At 65.7% G+C, this 14,657-nt stretch carries 12 protein-coding genes; 1 reads left to right on the forward strand and 11 read right to left on the reverse strand.

Going from position 1 to position 14,657, the window contains the following annotated elements; translation table 11 throughout:
* Window positions 1-109: 109 nt before the first annotated feature.
* The 9 genes from RN02_RS06765 to RN02_RS06805 all read right to left on the reverse strand — a co-directional run bounded on the left by RN02_RS06765 (window position 110) and on the right by RN02_RS06805 (window position 9,254).
* Window positions 110-1,270: a D-alanyl-D-alanine carboxypeptidase family protein gene (locus RN02_RS06765; protein ID WP_009617298.1), complete on the reverse strand. Its 1,161-nt coding sequence runs from the start codon at window positions 1,268-1,270 to the stop codon at window positions 110-112.
* An 89-nt stretch (window positions 1,271-1,359) separates the two neighbouring features.
* Window positions 1,360-2,391 carry a septal ring lytic transglycosylase RlpA family protein gene (locus RN02_RS06770; RefSeq protein ID WP_052267661.1) on the reverse strand — a complete coding sequence of 344 codons (1,032 nt, stop codon included), beginning with the start codon at window positions 2,389-2,391 and terminating at the stop codon, window positions 1,360-1,362.
* Window positions 2,388-3,410 carry a lytic murein transglycosylase B gene (mltB, locus tag RN02_RS06775; RefSeq protein ID WP_099049029.1) on the reverse strand — a complete coding sequence of 341 codons (1,023 nt, stop codon included), beginning with the start codon at window positions 3,408-3,410 and terminating at the stop codon, window positions 2,388-2,390. The genes RN02_RS06770 and mltB overlap by 4 nt, the downstream gene beginning before the upstream one ends.
* 21 nt (window positions 3,411-3,431) lie before the next feature.
* A complete protein-coding gene (gene rodA, locus RN02_RS06780) occupies window positions 3,432-4,535 on the reverse strand; it encodes a rod shape-determining protein RodA (protein ID WP_099049098.1) in 1,104 nt (367 codons plus the stop codon).
* Window positions 4,536-4,585: 50 nt separating this feature from the next.
* The gene (gene mrdA, locus RN02_RS06785) at window positions 4,586-6,472 is read right to left on the reverse strand and encodes a penicillin-binding protein 2 (RefSeq protein ID WP_009617294.1); all 1,887 of its coding nucleotides are present in this window, start codon (window positions 6,470-6,472) and stop codon (window positions 4,586-4,588) included.
* A gap of 15 nt (window positions 6,473-6,487) precedes the next feature.
* Window positions 6,488-6,955 carry a 23S rRNA (pseudouridine(1915)-N(3))-methyltransferase RlmH gene (gene rlmH, locus RN02_RS06790; RefSeq protein WP_009617293.1) on the reverse strand — a complete coding sequence of 156 codons (468 nt, stop codon included), beginning with the start codon at window positions 6,953-6,955 and terminating at the stop codon, window positions 6,488-6,490.
* A gap of 6 nt (window positions 6,956-6,961) precedes the next feature.
* Window positions 6,962-7,315: a ribosome silencing factor gene (rsfS, locus tag RN02_RS06795; RefSeq protein ID WP_009617292.1), complete on the reverse strand. Its 354-nt coding sequence runs from the start codon at window positions 7,313-7,315 to the stop codon at window positions 6,962-6,964.
* A gap of 11 nt (window positions 7,316-7,326) precedes the next feature.
* Window positions 7,327-7,989 carry a nicotinate-nucleotide adenylyltransferase gene (gene nadD / locus RN02_RS06800; RefSeq protein WP_043313759.1) on the reverse strand — a complete coding sequence of 221 codons (663 nt, stop codon included), beginning with the start codon at window positions 7,987-7,989 and terminating at the stop codon, window positions 7,327-7,329.
* A complete protein-coding gene (locus RN02_RS06805) occupies window positions 7,989-9,254 on the reverse strand; it encodes a glutamate-5-semialdehyde dehydrogenase (protein ID WP_043313760.1) in 1,266 nt (421 codons plus the stop codon). Before RN02_RS06805 ends, nadD begins: the two co-directional genes overlap by 1 nt.
* Window positions 9,255-9,572: 318 nt before the next feature.
* On the opposite strand from RN02_RS06805, the gene RN02_RS06810 reads away from it, so the two are divergent.
* Window positions 9,573-10,799, forward strand: coding sequence for an alpha/beta fold hydrolase (locus RN02_RS06810; protein ID WP_043313761.1), 1,227 nt, complete (start codon window positions 9,573-9,575; stop codon window positions 10,797-10,799).
* Between the two features lie 838 nt (window positions 10,800-11,637).
* Here the strand turns inward: RN02_RS06810 and RN02_RS32150 are convergent.
* Together RN02_RS32150 and RN02_RS06815 are read right to left on the reverse strand one after the other, a co-directional pair.
* A complete protein-coding gene (locus tag RN02_RS32150) occupies window positions 11,638-12,018 on the reverse strand; it encodes a DUF4279 domain-containing protein (protein ID WP_082033734.1) in 381 nt (126 codons plus the stop codon).
* A gap of 7 nt (window positions 12,019-12,025) precedes the next feature.
* A complete protein-coding gene (locus RN02_RS06815; RefSeq protein WP_082033735.1) occupies window positions 12,026-14,653 on the reverse strand; it encodes an RHS repeat-associated core domain-containing protein in 2,628 nt (875 codons plus the stop codon).
* Window positions 14,654-14,657: the final 4 nt, after the last annotated feature.

Here is a 14,657-nt window from a genome sequence, read left to right on the forward strand (position 1 = left end):
ACGGGGGAGGTCGATCAGGCGCAGGCGCGCATTTTACCTGAGTCGGGCGCGCGCATGCGTAGAAATTCCCGGGCTTGTATACAAAAGTACGAGCCCGGGGGACCGTCGGTCAGTTGAACAGGCCGTAGAAGAACAGGCGGATGCTATCCCACAGGCGGCGGAAGATACCACCCTCCTCCACGGCGTTCAGGGCCACCAGGTCGGAGGTACGCACGACCTTGTCGCCCAGCTTCACTTCCACCTTGCCGATCACCTGGCCCTGCTGGATCGGGGCCATCAGCTGCGGCTGCAGCACCATGTTGGCCTGCAGCTGCTTGAGCTGGCCGCGCGGCACGGTCATGGTCAGGTCTTCGGACAGGCCGGCCTTCACTTCATGCTCGGAGCCCTTCCAGACCATGGCCTTGGTCAGCTCGGCGCCTTTCTTGTAGAAGGTCTGCGATTCGAAGAAGCGGAAGCCGTAGGTCAGCAGCTTCTGCGTCTCGGCGGCGCGGGCCTGCTCGCTGTTGGTGCCGAACACCACGGCGATCATGCGCTGGCCGTCACGCACGGCGGAGGCCACCAGGCAGTAGCCGGCTTCCTCGGTGTGGCCGGTCTTCAGGCCGTCGACGGTCTTGTCGCGCCACAGCAGCAGGTTGCGGTTGGGCTGCTTGATGTTGTTCCAGAGGAATTCCTTCTGGGCGTAGATGGCGTAGTGGGTCGGCTCGCCGTAGATGATGGCGCGGGCCAGGGTCGCCATGTCGCGGGCCGAGGAGTAGTGCTCCGGGTTCGGCAGGCCGGTGGCGTCCATGAAGTGGGAATTGGTCATGCCCAGCTTCTGCGCGGTGTTGTTCATCATGTCGGCGAAGGCGTCCTCGCTGCCGGCGATGTGCTCGGCGAGGGCGACGGAGGCGTCGTTGCCCGACTGGATGATGATGCCGTGCAGCAGGTCGCTGACCGACACCTGCGAGCCCAGCTTGATGAACATGCGCGAACCGCCGGTGCGCCAGGCGTGCTCGCTGACGGTCACCATGTCGCTCTCGGCGATGCGCCCGCCCTCGATTTCCTTGGTGGCGATGTAGGCGGTCATCAGCTTGGTCAGGCTGGCCGGGGGCAGGCGCTCGTCGGCGTTGTTCTCCACCAGGACCTGGCCGCTGGCGCCGTCCATCAGCACCCAGGCCTTGGCCGCCAGCTGCGGCGCGGCGGGGACAACGGATTCAGCCGCCCAGCCGGCCACGGGGGCGCTGAGCAACACGAGCATGGACAGGCGTTTGGCGATGGTGATGATATTCATCCGTCTCTCTGGGTTCACTAATGGTCAAACAATCCCTTGGGGGAATTCCCGGGCGGCCTCTGGCGTGCCGCTTGATCGGTGCGCCGCGTTCAGTCCGGACGCACCAGCTTGGGTTGGCCGAGGTTGGCCAGGCGGATGCTGTCCTGCATCCGCGCCGCTTCATCCTGCGTTCCGATCGGCCCCAGGCGTACCCGGTGCAGGGTCTGCTTGTTGACCACGACCGAGCTGATAAAGACCTGGGCCGAAGTCATGCCGCTGATCTTGTCCCTGAGCAGTTCCGCAGCGTCCGGGTTGGCGAAGGCACCCACCTGGAGATACAGGCCAGCGGCTGGTAATGAAGCGTTTTTTTTTGAGTCGACCTGCACCGGCGCCACGGGTGCGGCGTGCTGCGCCGGCGGCGGGGTGTAGACCTCGATCGGCTGGGCCATGGCCACCGCCTGGGGCTGTGCGCCGGCCGCCGGGGCACTCTGCACCGGCGCCATCTTCGGCTGCGCCAGGACCATCGGCACCGGGCGGCCCTGGGCGGCCCACCAGCGCTGCGGGTCGATGCCCTCGACCTTGACCCGCGCGGTGCCGGTCTCGGCGTAGCCGAGCTTCTTGGCCGCGGCGAAGGACAGGTCGATGACGCGGTCGGAATAGAACGGGCCGCGGTCGTTGACGCGGACGATGACGCTCTTGCCGTTGTCCAGGTTGGTCACCCGCACGTAGCTGGGCAGCGGCAGCGTCTTGTGCGCCGCGGTCATGCCGTAGAGGTCGTACATCTCGCCGTTGGCGGTGGCCTGGCCGTGGAACTTGGTGCCGTACCAGGACGCCGTGCCGGTCACGCTGTAGGCGCGCGCGTCGCTGAGCGGGTAGTAGGTCTTGCCCAGCACGGTGTAGGGGTTGTTCTTGAACGGGCCGTTGTGCGGCATCGGCACGGCATCGGGGATGCGCGATACGTCGACGTCCCACCAGGGGGCGCCGTCGCGGTGCGGCCGGTTGTAGTCCATCGGCCCGGAAAGGCCACCGCTTTTCGCCGGTTGCGGAGCCCGGGAGCTGGTGCAGCTGGCGAGCAGCACGGCGCTCAGGCCGAAGCACGCCGCCGCCGACCAGAAGCGCGGTCGCTTCAGTCGCTGGTTCACTGGACACCTCGCGCCCGGACGATCTCGCCGGCCAGCTGATGGACCGCCATGGCGTACATGGCGCTGCGGTTGTAGCGGGTGATCACGTAGAAGTTGGGCAGCCCGACCCAGTATTCGGGGCCGTCGGCGCCTTCGAAGCGGATGGCGGTGACCTTGAGGTCGTCGCGCAGCACGTCATGGGTACGCCAGCCCGCGGCGCGCAGCTGGCCGAGGCTCATCTGCGGCTCCAGGCCCTGGGTGATGGCGTCCTGGGCGCTGTCCATGCTCAGCTCGGCCTGCGACACCACCGGCTCGCCGGCCTGCCAGCCGTGCTGCTTGAAGTAGCTGGCGACGCTGCCGATGGCATCGGTCGGGTCGGTCCAGATGTTGATGTGGCCGTCGCCGTCGAAGTCCACGGCGTAGGCGCGGAAGCTGCTGGGCATGAACTGCGGCAGGCCCATGGCGCCGGCGTAGGAGCCGTTCAGGCCGAGCGGGTCGACCTGCTGCTCGCGGGCCAGCAGGAGGAACTGCTTGAGTTCCTTGCGGAAGAAGTCGGCGCGCGGCGGGTAGTCGAAGGCCAGGGTGGACAGCGCGTCCATCACCCGGTAGTTGCCGGTGTTGCGGCCGAAGAAGGTCTCGACGCCGATGATCGCCACTATGTACTGGGCCGGCACGCCGTAGTCCTTCTCCGCGCGGGCCAGGGCCTCGGCGTTCTGGTTCCAGAACTCCACGCCGCGCTTGATGCGCGCGTCGGTGAGGAAGATCGGCCGGTAGTCCTTCCACGGCTTGACGCGCTCGGCGGGCCGGGAAATGGCGTCGAGGATCGACTGCTTGCGTTCGACGTCCTGGAACAGCGAAAGCAGCTGCTCGTCGGCGAAGCCGTAGTCGCGGGTCATCTCGCCGACGAACTGGGCGACCTGGGGCGAGCCGTCGTAGTCGCCCGCCTGGGCGGCGCCGCCGAAGCCGATGGCCCCGGCCAGCCCCACCCAATGGACACCCCTGACGGCCCACTCGCGCAGTATCTGCATTCCTTTCTTCACTCTGGTCTCAACGTTTCTTCTTCAAACCTGGGCGATCCATTTCCGGTGCGTATGAATCGACATCAAAACCCCGAACCCTGACATCAGCGTCACCAGCGAAGTTCCGCCGTAGCTGATGAAGGGAAGCGGAACCCCCACGACCGGCAGCAACCCGCTGACCATACCAATGTTGACGAACACGTACACGAAGAAGGTCATGGTGATGCTGCCGGCCAGCAGCTTGCCATACAGCGTCTGGGCCTGCGCCGTGATCACCAGCCCGCGGTAGATCACCATCAGGTACAGGGCCAGCAGCAGGCATACCCCCACCAGGCCGAACTCTTCGCCGAGCACGGCAATGATAAAGTCCGTATGGCTTTCCGGCAAAAAATCCAGGTGCGACTGGGTGCCCAGCAGCCAGCCCTTGCCGAATACGCCGCCGGAACCGATGGCCGCTTTTGACTGGATGATGTTCCAGCCGGTGCCCAGCGGGTCGCTTTCCGGGTCGAGGAAGGTCAGCACCCGCTGCTTCTGGTAATCGTGCATGACAAAGAACCACATGGCCACCGCCACTGGCACCGCCGCGGTCACCGCGCCGAGGATCCAGCGCCACTGCAGGCCGCCGACGAACAGCACGAAGGCGCCGGAGGCCAGCACCAGCATGGCGGTGCCCAGGTCCGGCTGCTTGAGGATCAGCACGAAGGGCACGCCGATCAGCGCCAGGCTGATCGCCAGGTGCTTGAGGTTCGGCGGCAGGTTGCGCTTGGACATGTACCAGGCCAGCGTCATGGGCATGAACAGCTTCATGAACTCGGCGGGCTGGAAGCGGATCACCCCGGGGATGTTGATCCAGCGCGTGGCGCCCATGGCGTTGTGGCCCATGACGTCCACCACCACCAGCAGCAGCACCCCGATCAGGTAGCCCAGCGGCACCCAGCGGGCCAGGAAGCGCGGCTCGATCTGGGCGATGACGAACATCATCACCAGGCCCAGGCCGAAGGACGAGGCCTGCTTGAGCAGCAGGTCCCAGCTCTTGCCGCTGGCCGAATAGAGGACGAACAGGCCGGCCGCGCCCAGCACCAGCAACAGCAGCAGCAGCAGGCCGTCGATGTGCAGCCGCTGCAGCAGGCTGGCGCGCCGCTTCATCACGTCCTCGTTGGACAGCGTGCGGTCGAAGTTGGGGTTCATGTTCATGCTCATGGCTTCGGCGCCTCCGCCACCTGTGGCGCGAATTCGGGCTTGAGCTTGCCGCTCTCGTCCAGCAGCCAGGCGTCCATCACCTGCTTGAGCACGGGGGCGGCGACGCCGGAGCCGGACTCGCCGTTCTCCACCATCACCGACACCGCGATCTGCGGGTTGTCCGCCGGGGCGAAGCCGATGAACAGCGCGTGGTCGCGGTTGCGCTCGTTGAGCTTGGAACGGTCGTAGCGCTCGTTCTGCTTGATCGCCACCACCTGCGCGGTACCGGACTTGCCGGCGATGCGGTAGACCGAGGCGGCGCCGACCTTGTGCGCGGTGCCGCGGGCATTGTGCACCACTTGCTGCATGTCGGAGTCGATCAGTTCCCAGTTGCCCGGCTCGCGCAGCTCGATGTCGGGCATCGGCTCGGGGTCGACCGGCGGCTGGCCGTCGACGGTCCTGGCCAGGTGCGGGCGGATCCACTTGCCGTGGTTGGCGATCAGCGCGGTCATCTGCGCCAGCTGCAGCGGCGTGGACTGCATGTAGCCCTGGCCGATGCCGAGGATCAGCGTCTCGCCGGGGAACCAGACCTGGCGGCGGGTGGCGCGCTTCCACTCGCGCGAGGGCATCAGCCCCGGCGACTCGCCGTACATGTCCAGGGACACGCGCTGGCCGAAGCCGAAGCGGCTCATGTAGTCGTGCAGCCTGTCGATGCCGAGCTTGTGGGCGAGGTCGTAGAAGTAGGTGTCGTTGGAACGCATGATCGCCGTCTCCAGGTTCACCCAGCCCTCGCCGGAGCGGTTCCAGTTGCGGTACTTGTGGTCGTAGTTGGGCAGTTGGTAGTAGCCGGGGTCGAAGACCCGCGAGCTGGGCGTGACCACTCCGGCATCGAGGCCGGCCAGGGCCACCGCCGGCTTCACCGTCGAGCCCGGCGGGTACAGGCCGCGCAGCACGCGGTTATACAGCGGGCGGTCGATGGAATCGCGCAGCGCCGAGTAGTCCTTGAAGCTGATGCCGGTGACGAACAGGTTGGGGTCGTAGCTGGGCTGGCTGACCATCGCCAACACCTCGCCGGTGGCCGGCTGGATCGCCACGATGGCGCCGCGGCGCCCGCCCAGGGCCTCCTCGGCCTTGGCCTGCAGCTTGCTGTCGATGCTCAGGACGATGTCCTTGCCCGGCACCGGGTCGGTGCGCTTGAGCACGCGCAGCACGCGGCCGCGGGCGTTGGTCTCGACCTCCTCGTAGCCCACGGTGCCGTGCAGCTCGGCCTCGTAGAACTTCTCCACGCCGGTCTTGCCGATGTGGTGGGTGCCGGAATAGTTGACCGGGTCGAGCACCTTCAGCTCGGCCTCGTTGATCCGCCCGACGTAGCCCACCGAATGGGCGAAGTGCTCGCCCAGCGGATAGTGGCGGACGAACTGCGCGGTGACGTCGATACCCGGCAGACGGTACTGGTTCACGGCGATGCGGGCGATCTGCTCCTCGGACAGCTCGAACATGATCGGCACCGGCTCGAACGGCCGCCGGCCCTGCTTCATGCGCTTCTCGAAGATCGCCTTGTCCTCCTCGGTCAGGCCGAGGATCTCCACCAGCGCCTGCAGCTCCTGCTGCAGGTTCTCGGTGCGCTCGCGGGTGACCGTGAGGCTGAAGCTGGGGCGGTTGTCGGCGATCAGCACGCCGTTGCGGTCGTAGATCAGGCCGCGGTTCGGCGGGATCGGCTGGACGTGGACGCGGTTGTTCTCCGACAGCGTCGAGTGGTACTCGTACTGGGTGACCTGCAGGTGGTACATGCGCGCCACCAGCACCAGGGCCAGGAGGAAGATCGCCACCGCGCCGACGACGACCCGGCGACGCACCAGGCGGGCGTCCTTCTCGTGGTCCTTGAGTTGTATCGGCTGCGGCATCGGGTACGGCTACGACTACTTGTGGTAGGGGTGCCCGGACAGCACCGTCCAGGCGCGGTAGATCTGCTCGCCCACCAGGATGCGCACCAGCGGGTGCGGCAACGTCAGCGGCGACAGCGACCAGCGCTGTTCGCTGCGCGCGCAGACCTCCGGCGCCAGCCCTTCCGGGCCGCCGACCATGAGGTTGACGGTGCGCGCGTCCAGGCGCCAGCGGTCCAGCTCGGCGGCCAGTTGCGGGGTGCTCCAGGGCTTGCCTTCGACTTCCAGGGTCACCACCCGTTCACCGGGCTGCACCTTGGCCAGCATGGCTTCGCCTTCCTGGCGGATCAGCCGCGCCACGTCGGCGTTCTTGCCGCGCGTGTTCAGCGGGATCTCCACCAGTTCCAGGGACAGCTCCGAGGGCAGGCGCTTGACGTACTCCTGCCAGCCCTCCTCGACCCAGCGCGGCATGCGCGAGCCGACCGCGATCAGACGCAGGCGCAAGGGCGCTTACTCGCCGCTGTGATGGGCGCGGCTCTGTTCGGCGCCGAGCCAGAGGCGCTCCAGGTCGTAGAACTGGCGGGTGGCCGGCTGCATGACGTGGACCACGACGTTGCCCAGGTCGATCAGCACCCATTCGCCACCTTCCTGGCCTTCGCTGCCGATCGGCTTGACGCCCTGTTCCTTGACCTTCTCCAGGACGTTGTCGGCCAGCGACTTGACCTGGCGGCTGGAGGAGCCGGAGGCGATGACCATGACGTCGGTGATGCTGGTCTTGTCGCGCACGTCGAGGACGGTGATGTCCTGCGCTTTCATGTCTTCCAGAGCGGCGACGGCCAGCTCGACCAGTTGTTCGGTTTGCATTGAATGACTCTCTAGTTTGCCAGGGACGCGCGGTACAGCCCGTGCGCCTCGATGTAGTTCAATACCGCGTCCGGCACCAGGAAGCGCGGCGAGCGCCCCTGCGCCAGCAGGGCGCGGATCTGGGTGGCCGACACCGCCAGGGGCGTCTGCCAGATGAAAGTGACCTGCCCGGCCGGCCCGGCGAGGGCGTTGGGGTCGGCCATGCTACGCGCCGCCAGCAGATCGCGCAGGGCTTCCGGCGCTTCCACGTCGGCATCCGGGCGCTGCAGCACCAGCATGTGGCAGTGCTGCAGCAGTTCGTCCCAGCGGTGCCAGGTGGGCAGGCCGCAGAAAGCATCCCAGCCGACCATCAGGAACAGCTGCGCCTCGCTCCCCAACTCCGCGCGCAGCGATTCCAGGGTGTCGATGGTGTAGGACGGCTTGTCGCGGGCCAGCTCGCGGGCATCCACCGTCAGGGGCGCGACGCCGGCCACCGCCAGCTCGACCATGGCCAGGCGCTGCTGCGCCGAGACCTGCGGCGTCTCGCGGTGCGGCGGGCGCGCCGCCGGCAGCAGGCGCAGCTCGTCCAGGCCCAGCAGCTCGGCGGTTTCCAGCGCACTGCGCAGGTGCCCGATGTGCACCGGATCGAAGGTGCCGCCGAAGAGGCCGATCCGCCGCGCTTGCCGTTTACTCATCAGGTGCGCACGTGCCCGTCGCCGAAGACCACGTACTTCTCGCTGGTCAGGCCTTCCAGGCCGACCGGGCCGCGGGCGTGCAGCTTGTCGGTGGAAATGCCGATCTCCGCGCCCAGGCCATACTCGAAGCCGTCGGCGAAGCGCGTCGAGGCGTTGACCATGACCGAAGCCGAGTCCACCTCGGCGAGGAAGCGCCGGGCGTTGCTGAAGTTCTCGCTGACGATGGCGTCGGTGTGCTGCGAGCCGTAGGTGTTGATGTGCTCGATGGCGCTGTCCAGGTCGTCGACGATGCGGATCGACAGGATCGGCGCGTTGTACTCGGTGCGCCAGTCTTCCTCGGTCGCCTCCAGCACGTCGCTGCCCAGCAGCGCGCGGGTGGCGGCATCGCCGCGCAGCTCCACGCCCTTGTCGCGGTAGATGGCGGCCAGCGGCGGCAGCACGCGCGCGGCGATGGCCTTGTGCACCAGCAGGGTTTCCATGGTGTTGCACGGCGCGTAGCGCTGGGTCTTGGCGTTGTCGGCGATGCGGATGGCCTTGTCGAGGTCGGCCGACTCGTCGATGAACACGTGGCAGATGCCGTCCAGGTGCTTGATCACCGGCACCTTGGCCTCGCGGCTGATGCGCTCGATCAGGCCCTTGCCGCCGCGCGGGACTATCACATCGACGTACTCGGGCATGCTGATCAGCGCGCCCACGGCGGCGCGGTCGGTGGTCTCGACCACCTGCACGGCGCTCGCCGGCAGGCCGGCCGCGGCCAGGCCTGCCTGGATGCAACGGGCGATGGCCTGGTTGGAATGGATGGCCTCGGAGCCGCCGCGCAGGATGGTGGCGTTGCCCGATTTCAGGCACAGGCTGGCGGCGTCGATGGTCACGTTCGGCCGCGACTCGTAGATGATCCCGACCACGCCCAGGGGCACGCGCATCTTGCCGATCTGGATGCCCGAGGGCACGAAGCGCATGTCGCGGATCTCGCCGATGGGGTCCGGCAGCTTGGCCACCTGGCGCAGGCCCTCGATCATGTCGTCGATGCGCGCCGGGCTCAGCGCCAGGCGGTCGAGCATGGCTGGCTCCAGGCCATTGGCCCGGCCAGCGGCCAGGTCCTGCTCGTTGGCTTGGGCGAGCTGCTCGCGGGCAGCGTCCAGGGCATCGGCGGCGGCCAGCAGGGCGGCGTTCTTCTGCGCGGTGCAGGCCCGCGCGAGCACGCGCGAGGCTTCACGGGCGGCGCGGCCCAGGCGGCTCATATAGTCGAGGACGGACTCGGTCATGGTTCGTACGCGTCTGCGTGAGGGAAATGCGCGATTATAGCGACCCCGCCTGCGCCCGCCCAGCCACAGCAGCCAGCCGGTAGACAGGGCGTCCCACCGGCGCGCCGGTAACGCCGCCCGGGCGCCGCGGGCCGCGCCCCGGCCGCGGAACGGTGACACCCGCAACAGCGCGTTGCGATTTCCCCCGCCCGAAGGTTGGGTAAACAAAAGGCCGGCCTCTGTCTACCTTGGAGCCACCCCGCCGCGCACTGCCAGCCGTTCGCCATCCGGCACGCCAGGGAAGAACAACAAGAGGCGGAACACCGCCGGAGATTCGCCATGCGCTACCGCACCGACTACAGCGCCCAGGCCCTCACCGCCGCCCCGGCGGTGCTCGAACTGGACGGCTGGCAACTCCACTACCAGGCCTTCGCCCACCGCGCGGACGACCCGCGCCCGCCGGTGCTGCTGCTCGGCGGCGCCTTCCAGAGCTTCCGCTCCTTCGCCGGCGAAGTCAGCGAGCTGCTCGCCGAGCACCCGGTGATCCTCCTCGACCTGCCCAGCCAGGGCGGCAACCTGCAACTGGCGCCGCAGCTGAGCCTGGAGGACCTGGCTGACCTGATCGCCGCCTTCGCCGAGGCGCTGCGCCTGCCACCGCTGATGCCCATCGGCCTGTCCTACGGCTCGGCCCTGGCCGCCCTCTTCGCCGCCCGCCACCCCGGACGCTGCGCGCGCCTGCTGCTGGCCGGCATCACCGCCTTCGGCCGCCCCGGCGCCCGCGCCCTGCTGGAAGAAGCCCTGGCGCGCCTGGACCTGGGCCAGCACGAAGCCTTCGCCAACGGCGTGCTGACCGGCCTGGTCAACCCGCTGCGCCTGGCCGATACCGGCGTCTCCCCGGTGTTCCGCAAGGCCCTGCTGCGCCAGTTGCAGCGCCTGATGCCGGCGGAAGTCGAACGCTACCGGCAGAACAGCCGGCGCCTGCTGGCCTTCGGCGGCTTCGAGCGCCACCCGCAATGCCCGACCCTGGTGCTGGCCGGCGAATACGACCACTTCACCCAACCCTGGGAACACGCCGAATTCGCCCTCGCCTGCGCCGACGCCCAGTTCGCCCTGATCCACGACGCCGACCACCTGGCCCAGTTCGAACGCCGCGGCGCCTGCGCCCGACTGTACACACCCTTCCTCGACGGCCAGCCGCTACCACTCAACGCCGCCGGCAGCACGCGCTTCCAGCGCCAGCAGCTGCCGCACCTGGAACGCCGCTTCGAACCGCGCCTGGCACCACCGCAACCCCGCGCCCTGCTGCGCCACGCCGACGGCGGGCAATGGCGCGCCGAACTGATGGAAATAGGCTACTTCGGCGGCCTGGCCCACGCCGACCTGCCACCGGAACTGCCGCAACGCGGCTGGCGCCTGGCCATCCCCGGCGTGGAAGAACTGGACATCCTGCCGCTGCGCCGCACCACGGACGGCGTCGCCTTCATCTTCCCCCACGGCGATCCTCGCGCCAGCGCCAGCCTGGCGGAGCTGGTGGTGCCGTTGCAGCAAGGGGCCTGCGCGGCCTGATACCGGATGGCGCAAGATCACAAACGGTCGTGCGTCCCTACGTATTCGCTTAAATACAAGACAGGGCGCGCCCCTCATAGCGTGGCCTGGAAAAAACTCCCATGTAGCATCCGAGATGCTCGTATTGTCTTGCCATTTGGGCCACGGTGGCTTTCTACCCGCACCGTTTCTGCACAGACCTCAGCGCTAAATCGATCGTCCATTATCCATCACATGGATAGCCCACACACTCGATGCTCAAGTTCATGCTCACCAAAAGACGCATTAATTCCAAACCATATTTCATAGGAAACACGATCGACTCACTCAAATCATAGAAAACCCCAACTCTCAAACACCCTCCAGCCCAATTAACACCTAAAAACGGCACAAGTCGATCACAGACATTCCTATTAAAAACCTCAAAATCCGACAATAGAAAATCACCCAAAAATATAGAAACCTCACAGCCTGAGAGCTTTAAACTCTCACCCACCATAGAGACCAATAATTCCAGGTCAACCTCCTCCCTCAGCAAAAACTTTAACTCCAAGTCATAGATCGTAGCCATATTTACTTTATAAATCTCTTAAATTAACAAGCAGAGCGCCTTGTTCAGCGCTTTACAGCACCAGAAAATTTTTACACAAAAAAAACCGCACAGAAACGTCAAAACGAGCACCACTTCCGTCGGAATAAACTCAATTTCAAATACATAAAAGACATCAGCTAATCCTTAGTTAGGCTTCCACCCTCTATTCCCACATCAAAATTTGAACCACCTCCAGAAATCATGAAATGGACTATTAGCAATCGAAGTCTATAGACCACAGCCTTCTGCACCGCGCAATAGGCGTTATCATTGAAGATGATCGATATCTATTTCGGCCTTTATAAACCCAGCAAACTCGGACATAGCAGGAGGTATGGTGAGCGGCGGAATTCTGTCCCCATCAGAAACTATGATGGTTATTTTTGCCTTACCTGTCCTTGCTATATTCCTGATCTTTTCCTTGGCCTTGAGCAAGGCCGCTTCCAGGCTTTTCCAGTGATCAACAAGATCACTAGATTTAGATCTTGACCTGACAGACCAAACGTTCTGTCGCGGCAATCCGCGGGTGGGATTTCGTTCACCTTGCAGCAGAGCCGTATCCGGGACTATTTCAATGATCCTAGAAATATCCTTCGGAGATACTGTAGTCCCTAGAAGCTGAAAATCAATTTGCAGAGAGCTATCCATTACAAACTCACCAACCCTGTGTGTTCATATTCAGATATTGGGGAATTCCTGTACCCTGCCGGGGGCCGGCGTACATATTCCCATGCTTGTCCACAAAAATGTCGTACTTAGAGTCTAGCTGCAAATCTCTTTTCATGTCATGAGCATCCTTATAGCCATTATTCTTACATGCCTGATCAAGTTCTTTTTTAGACATCCGCGTAGCATCTTTAGCGTCCTGTTCGCTTGGGAGACTATTATCTTTTGTGCAAGCTTGGATGTCGTTATATGGCAGTTTAAGAATGGTTTTGCATTTTACAGCAAGCCCGAAATAATCAGCGTAGATGAGCGGATTGGCAAACACATAGCCATAGGTGTTCAAACCACCCTCAAGCCCAATCGGATCACTCTCCACATACCGTCCGATCTGCGGGTCGTAATCCCTGAAGTAGTTGTAGTGCAGGCCGCTCTCGGCGTCGTAGTACTGCCCCGGGAAGCGCAGGTTCACTACGGTGTTGTCCGGGCTGCTGGGCTGGCCGTTGCCGAAGGCGTCGGACTGCCATTGCCAGGCCAGGCGCTGGTCGTCGTCGCTGGCCAGCCGAGGGGTGTCGAGGTGGTCGCTGTGCAGGTAGAGCACGCGGGGGTTGCCCGGATGGCCCTGGTCGTCGTAGGCCGTGCTCAGGGTGGCCAGGGGCAGGCGGTTGAGCCACAGGTAGTACTGTTCGCGGCGGGACTGGCCATTCCGGTCGTAGGCGGCTTCGCCGAGCAGTTGGCCGTCGGGACCGTAGAGGTAGGTGGTGAAGCCTTGCGCGGTCAGCTTGGCGATGCGCTGGCCGTGGGCGTTGTAGCGATACTGGGCGACTTCCTGGCCGTCGATCCGCACGTTCGCCAGGCGGCCCTGGGCGTCATAGCCGAGCAGGCGGCTGGCGCGGTCCTGGAGCAGGTTGCCGGCGGCATCGCTGGTCACCGTGTGGCCATTGAGGGCGGTGAGGCGGTTGCTGTCGCTGGCGTAGCGGTAGCTGTCCTGCAGGGATTCGCCGTCGGCCAGGCGCGTGGCGCTCTTCTCGGTGCGGTTGCCCACGGCGTCGTAGCCGTAGCGGCGCTCGGCCTGGCTGCTGCGTTCCGTGGTCAGGCGGTCCAGGGGGTCGTACTGGTAGTCCAGCGTGCCCCAGAGGCTGTGGGCCAGTTGGGTGATGTTGCCGTTGGCGTCGTGCCGGTAGTCGCTCTGCCAGGGGCCGATGCGCTGGCGGACCAGTTGGTAGTCCTGGTCGTACTCGCGGGCCAGGCTGATGCCGTTGGCCCAGCTCAGGCGTTGCAGGGGGCCGAAGGGCAGATAGGCGATATCGCTGGCCAGGACGAGGGGCGCCTGGCTGCCTACGCCCAGGGTGACGCTGCTCACCTGGCCGCCGGCATTGCGCGGGTAGCCGAGGGTGTAGCCGGACGGATAGCCGATGCCAACCAGGCGGTCGGCGGCGTCGTACTGGAAGCTCAGGGACTCTTCCAGTACCTGGCCGTTGATGCTCAGGCTGCGCGTCTGCTGCACCAGATTGCCGCGCGCGTCATAGCGATAGGCGAGACGGCCGCTGCCATCCTCGATGGCCGTCAGGCGGCCGATGCCGTGGTTGCCGTCGGCACTGCCGTCGTACTGGTAGCGCACGTCGAAGGCCGGGGTGGCCGGGTAGCGGCGTTCGCTCAGGCGGTTCAGGGCGTCGTAGCTGAACTCCACCACCACGCCACGGGCATCGGTCTGGCGGATGACGTTGCCGGCGGCGTCGTACTCGAAGTGGGTGGCGCCGCTGTCGGGGCTGATGCGCTGGGTGAGGTTGCCCAGTCCGTCATACCGGTAACGTGTCGTGACGCCGCGGGGATCGCTGACCTGGGTGAGGTTGTCCTGGGCGTCGTAGGTCAGGTGGGTGACGCCATCGAGGGCGTCGGTATGGCTGACCAGGCGATCGAGGGCATCGAACGCCTGGGTGCTGGCGTACTGGCGCGGGTTGGTCCGGCCGGTGGGATTGTCGTTGAGATCGTACCGGTAGCTGTGGGTCTGGCCGGCGGCGCCGACCGAGCGCAGCAGCCGGCCGAGTTCGTCGTACACCCACTGCTGCTGGCGCACCAGGCTGCCGCTGGCGTCCTTCAGCCGCTGCGCCGTGCGGTTGCCCTGGGCGTCGACGTCGTATTCCAGACGCTCGCCGAGGTTGTTGGCGATGGCCACCAGGCGCCGCGCGTCGTCGTAGGTGTAGGCCAGCCAGCTGCCGTCGCCGCGGGTCAGGCGGGTGATCTGCCCGATCGCGTCGTACTCGAAGCGGGTGGTGCTGCCGGCGCTGCCGATGGAGGCCAGACGCGCGTCGATGCCGCTGTAGGTCAGGGTGCTGACCACGCCGTTGGCGTCGGTGAGGGTGCCGGGGTTGCCGCGCTCGTCGTGGTCGGCCAGGCGAGTGACGTGGCCCAGGGCGTTGGTCACGGCGGTGAGGTTGCCCTTGGCGTCGTAGCTGTAGCGGGTGATGTCCTGCACGTCGGTGCGCGGGCCGTCGGCGCTTTCGATCAGGCCCAGGTCGTTGTAGCTGTAGGTCCAGCTGCGCTCGGCAGCTTGGATGCCCAGGCTCAAGGTGCAGGCCAGGGCGAGAGCCCCAAGCCGGAAGCTGTATGGCTTACGCATGATC

It is taken from the genome of Pseudomonas sp. PI1 (assembly GCF_000812405.1).
Taxonomy (GTDB): domain Bacteria; phylum Pseudomonadota; class Gammaproteobacteria; order Pseudomonadales; family Pseudomonadaceae; genus Pseudomonas; species Pseudomonas citronellolis.

Excerpts from the sequence above, each read along its gene's own strand:
- rodA (WP_099049098.1), bottom strand. The coding sequence starts at position 4,535 with ATGAAGCGGCGCGCCAGCCTGCTGCAGCGGCTGCACATCGACGGCCTG.
- RN02_RS32150 (WP_082033734.1), bottom strand. The coding sequence starts at position 12,018 with ATGGATAGCTCTCTGCAAATTGATTTTCAGCTTCTAGGGACTACAGTA.
- RN02_RS06765 (WP_009617298.1), bottom strand. The coding sequence starts at position 1,270 with ATGAATATCATCACCATCGCCAAACGCCTGTCCATGCTCGTGTTGCTC.
- mrdA (WP_009617294.1), bottom strand. The coding sequence starts at position 6,472 with ATGCCGCAGCCGATACAACTCAAGGACCACGAGAAGGACGCCCGCCTG.
- RN02_RS06810 (WP_043313761.1), top strand. The coding sequence starts at position 9,573 with ATGCGCTACCGCACCGACTACAGCGCCCAGGCCCTCACCGCCGCCCCG.
- nadD (WP_043313759.1), bottom strand. The coding sequence starts at position 7,989 with ATGAGTAAACGGCAAGCGCGGCGGATCGGCCTCTTCGGCGGCACCTTC.
- rsfS (WP_009617292.1), bottom strand. The coding sequence starts at position 7,315 with ATGCAAACCGAACAACTGGTCGAGCTGGCCGTCGCCGCTCTGGAAGAC.
- RN02_RS06805 (WP_043313760.1), bottom strand. The coding sequence starts at position 9,254 with ATGACCGAGTCCGTCCTCGACTATATGAGCCGCCTGGGCCGCGCCGCC.
- RN02_RS06815 (WP_082033735.1), bottom strand. The coding sequence starts at position 14,653 with ATGCGTAAGCCATACAGCTTCCGGCTTGGGGCTCTCGCCCTGGCCTGC.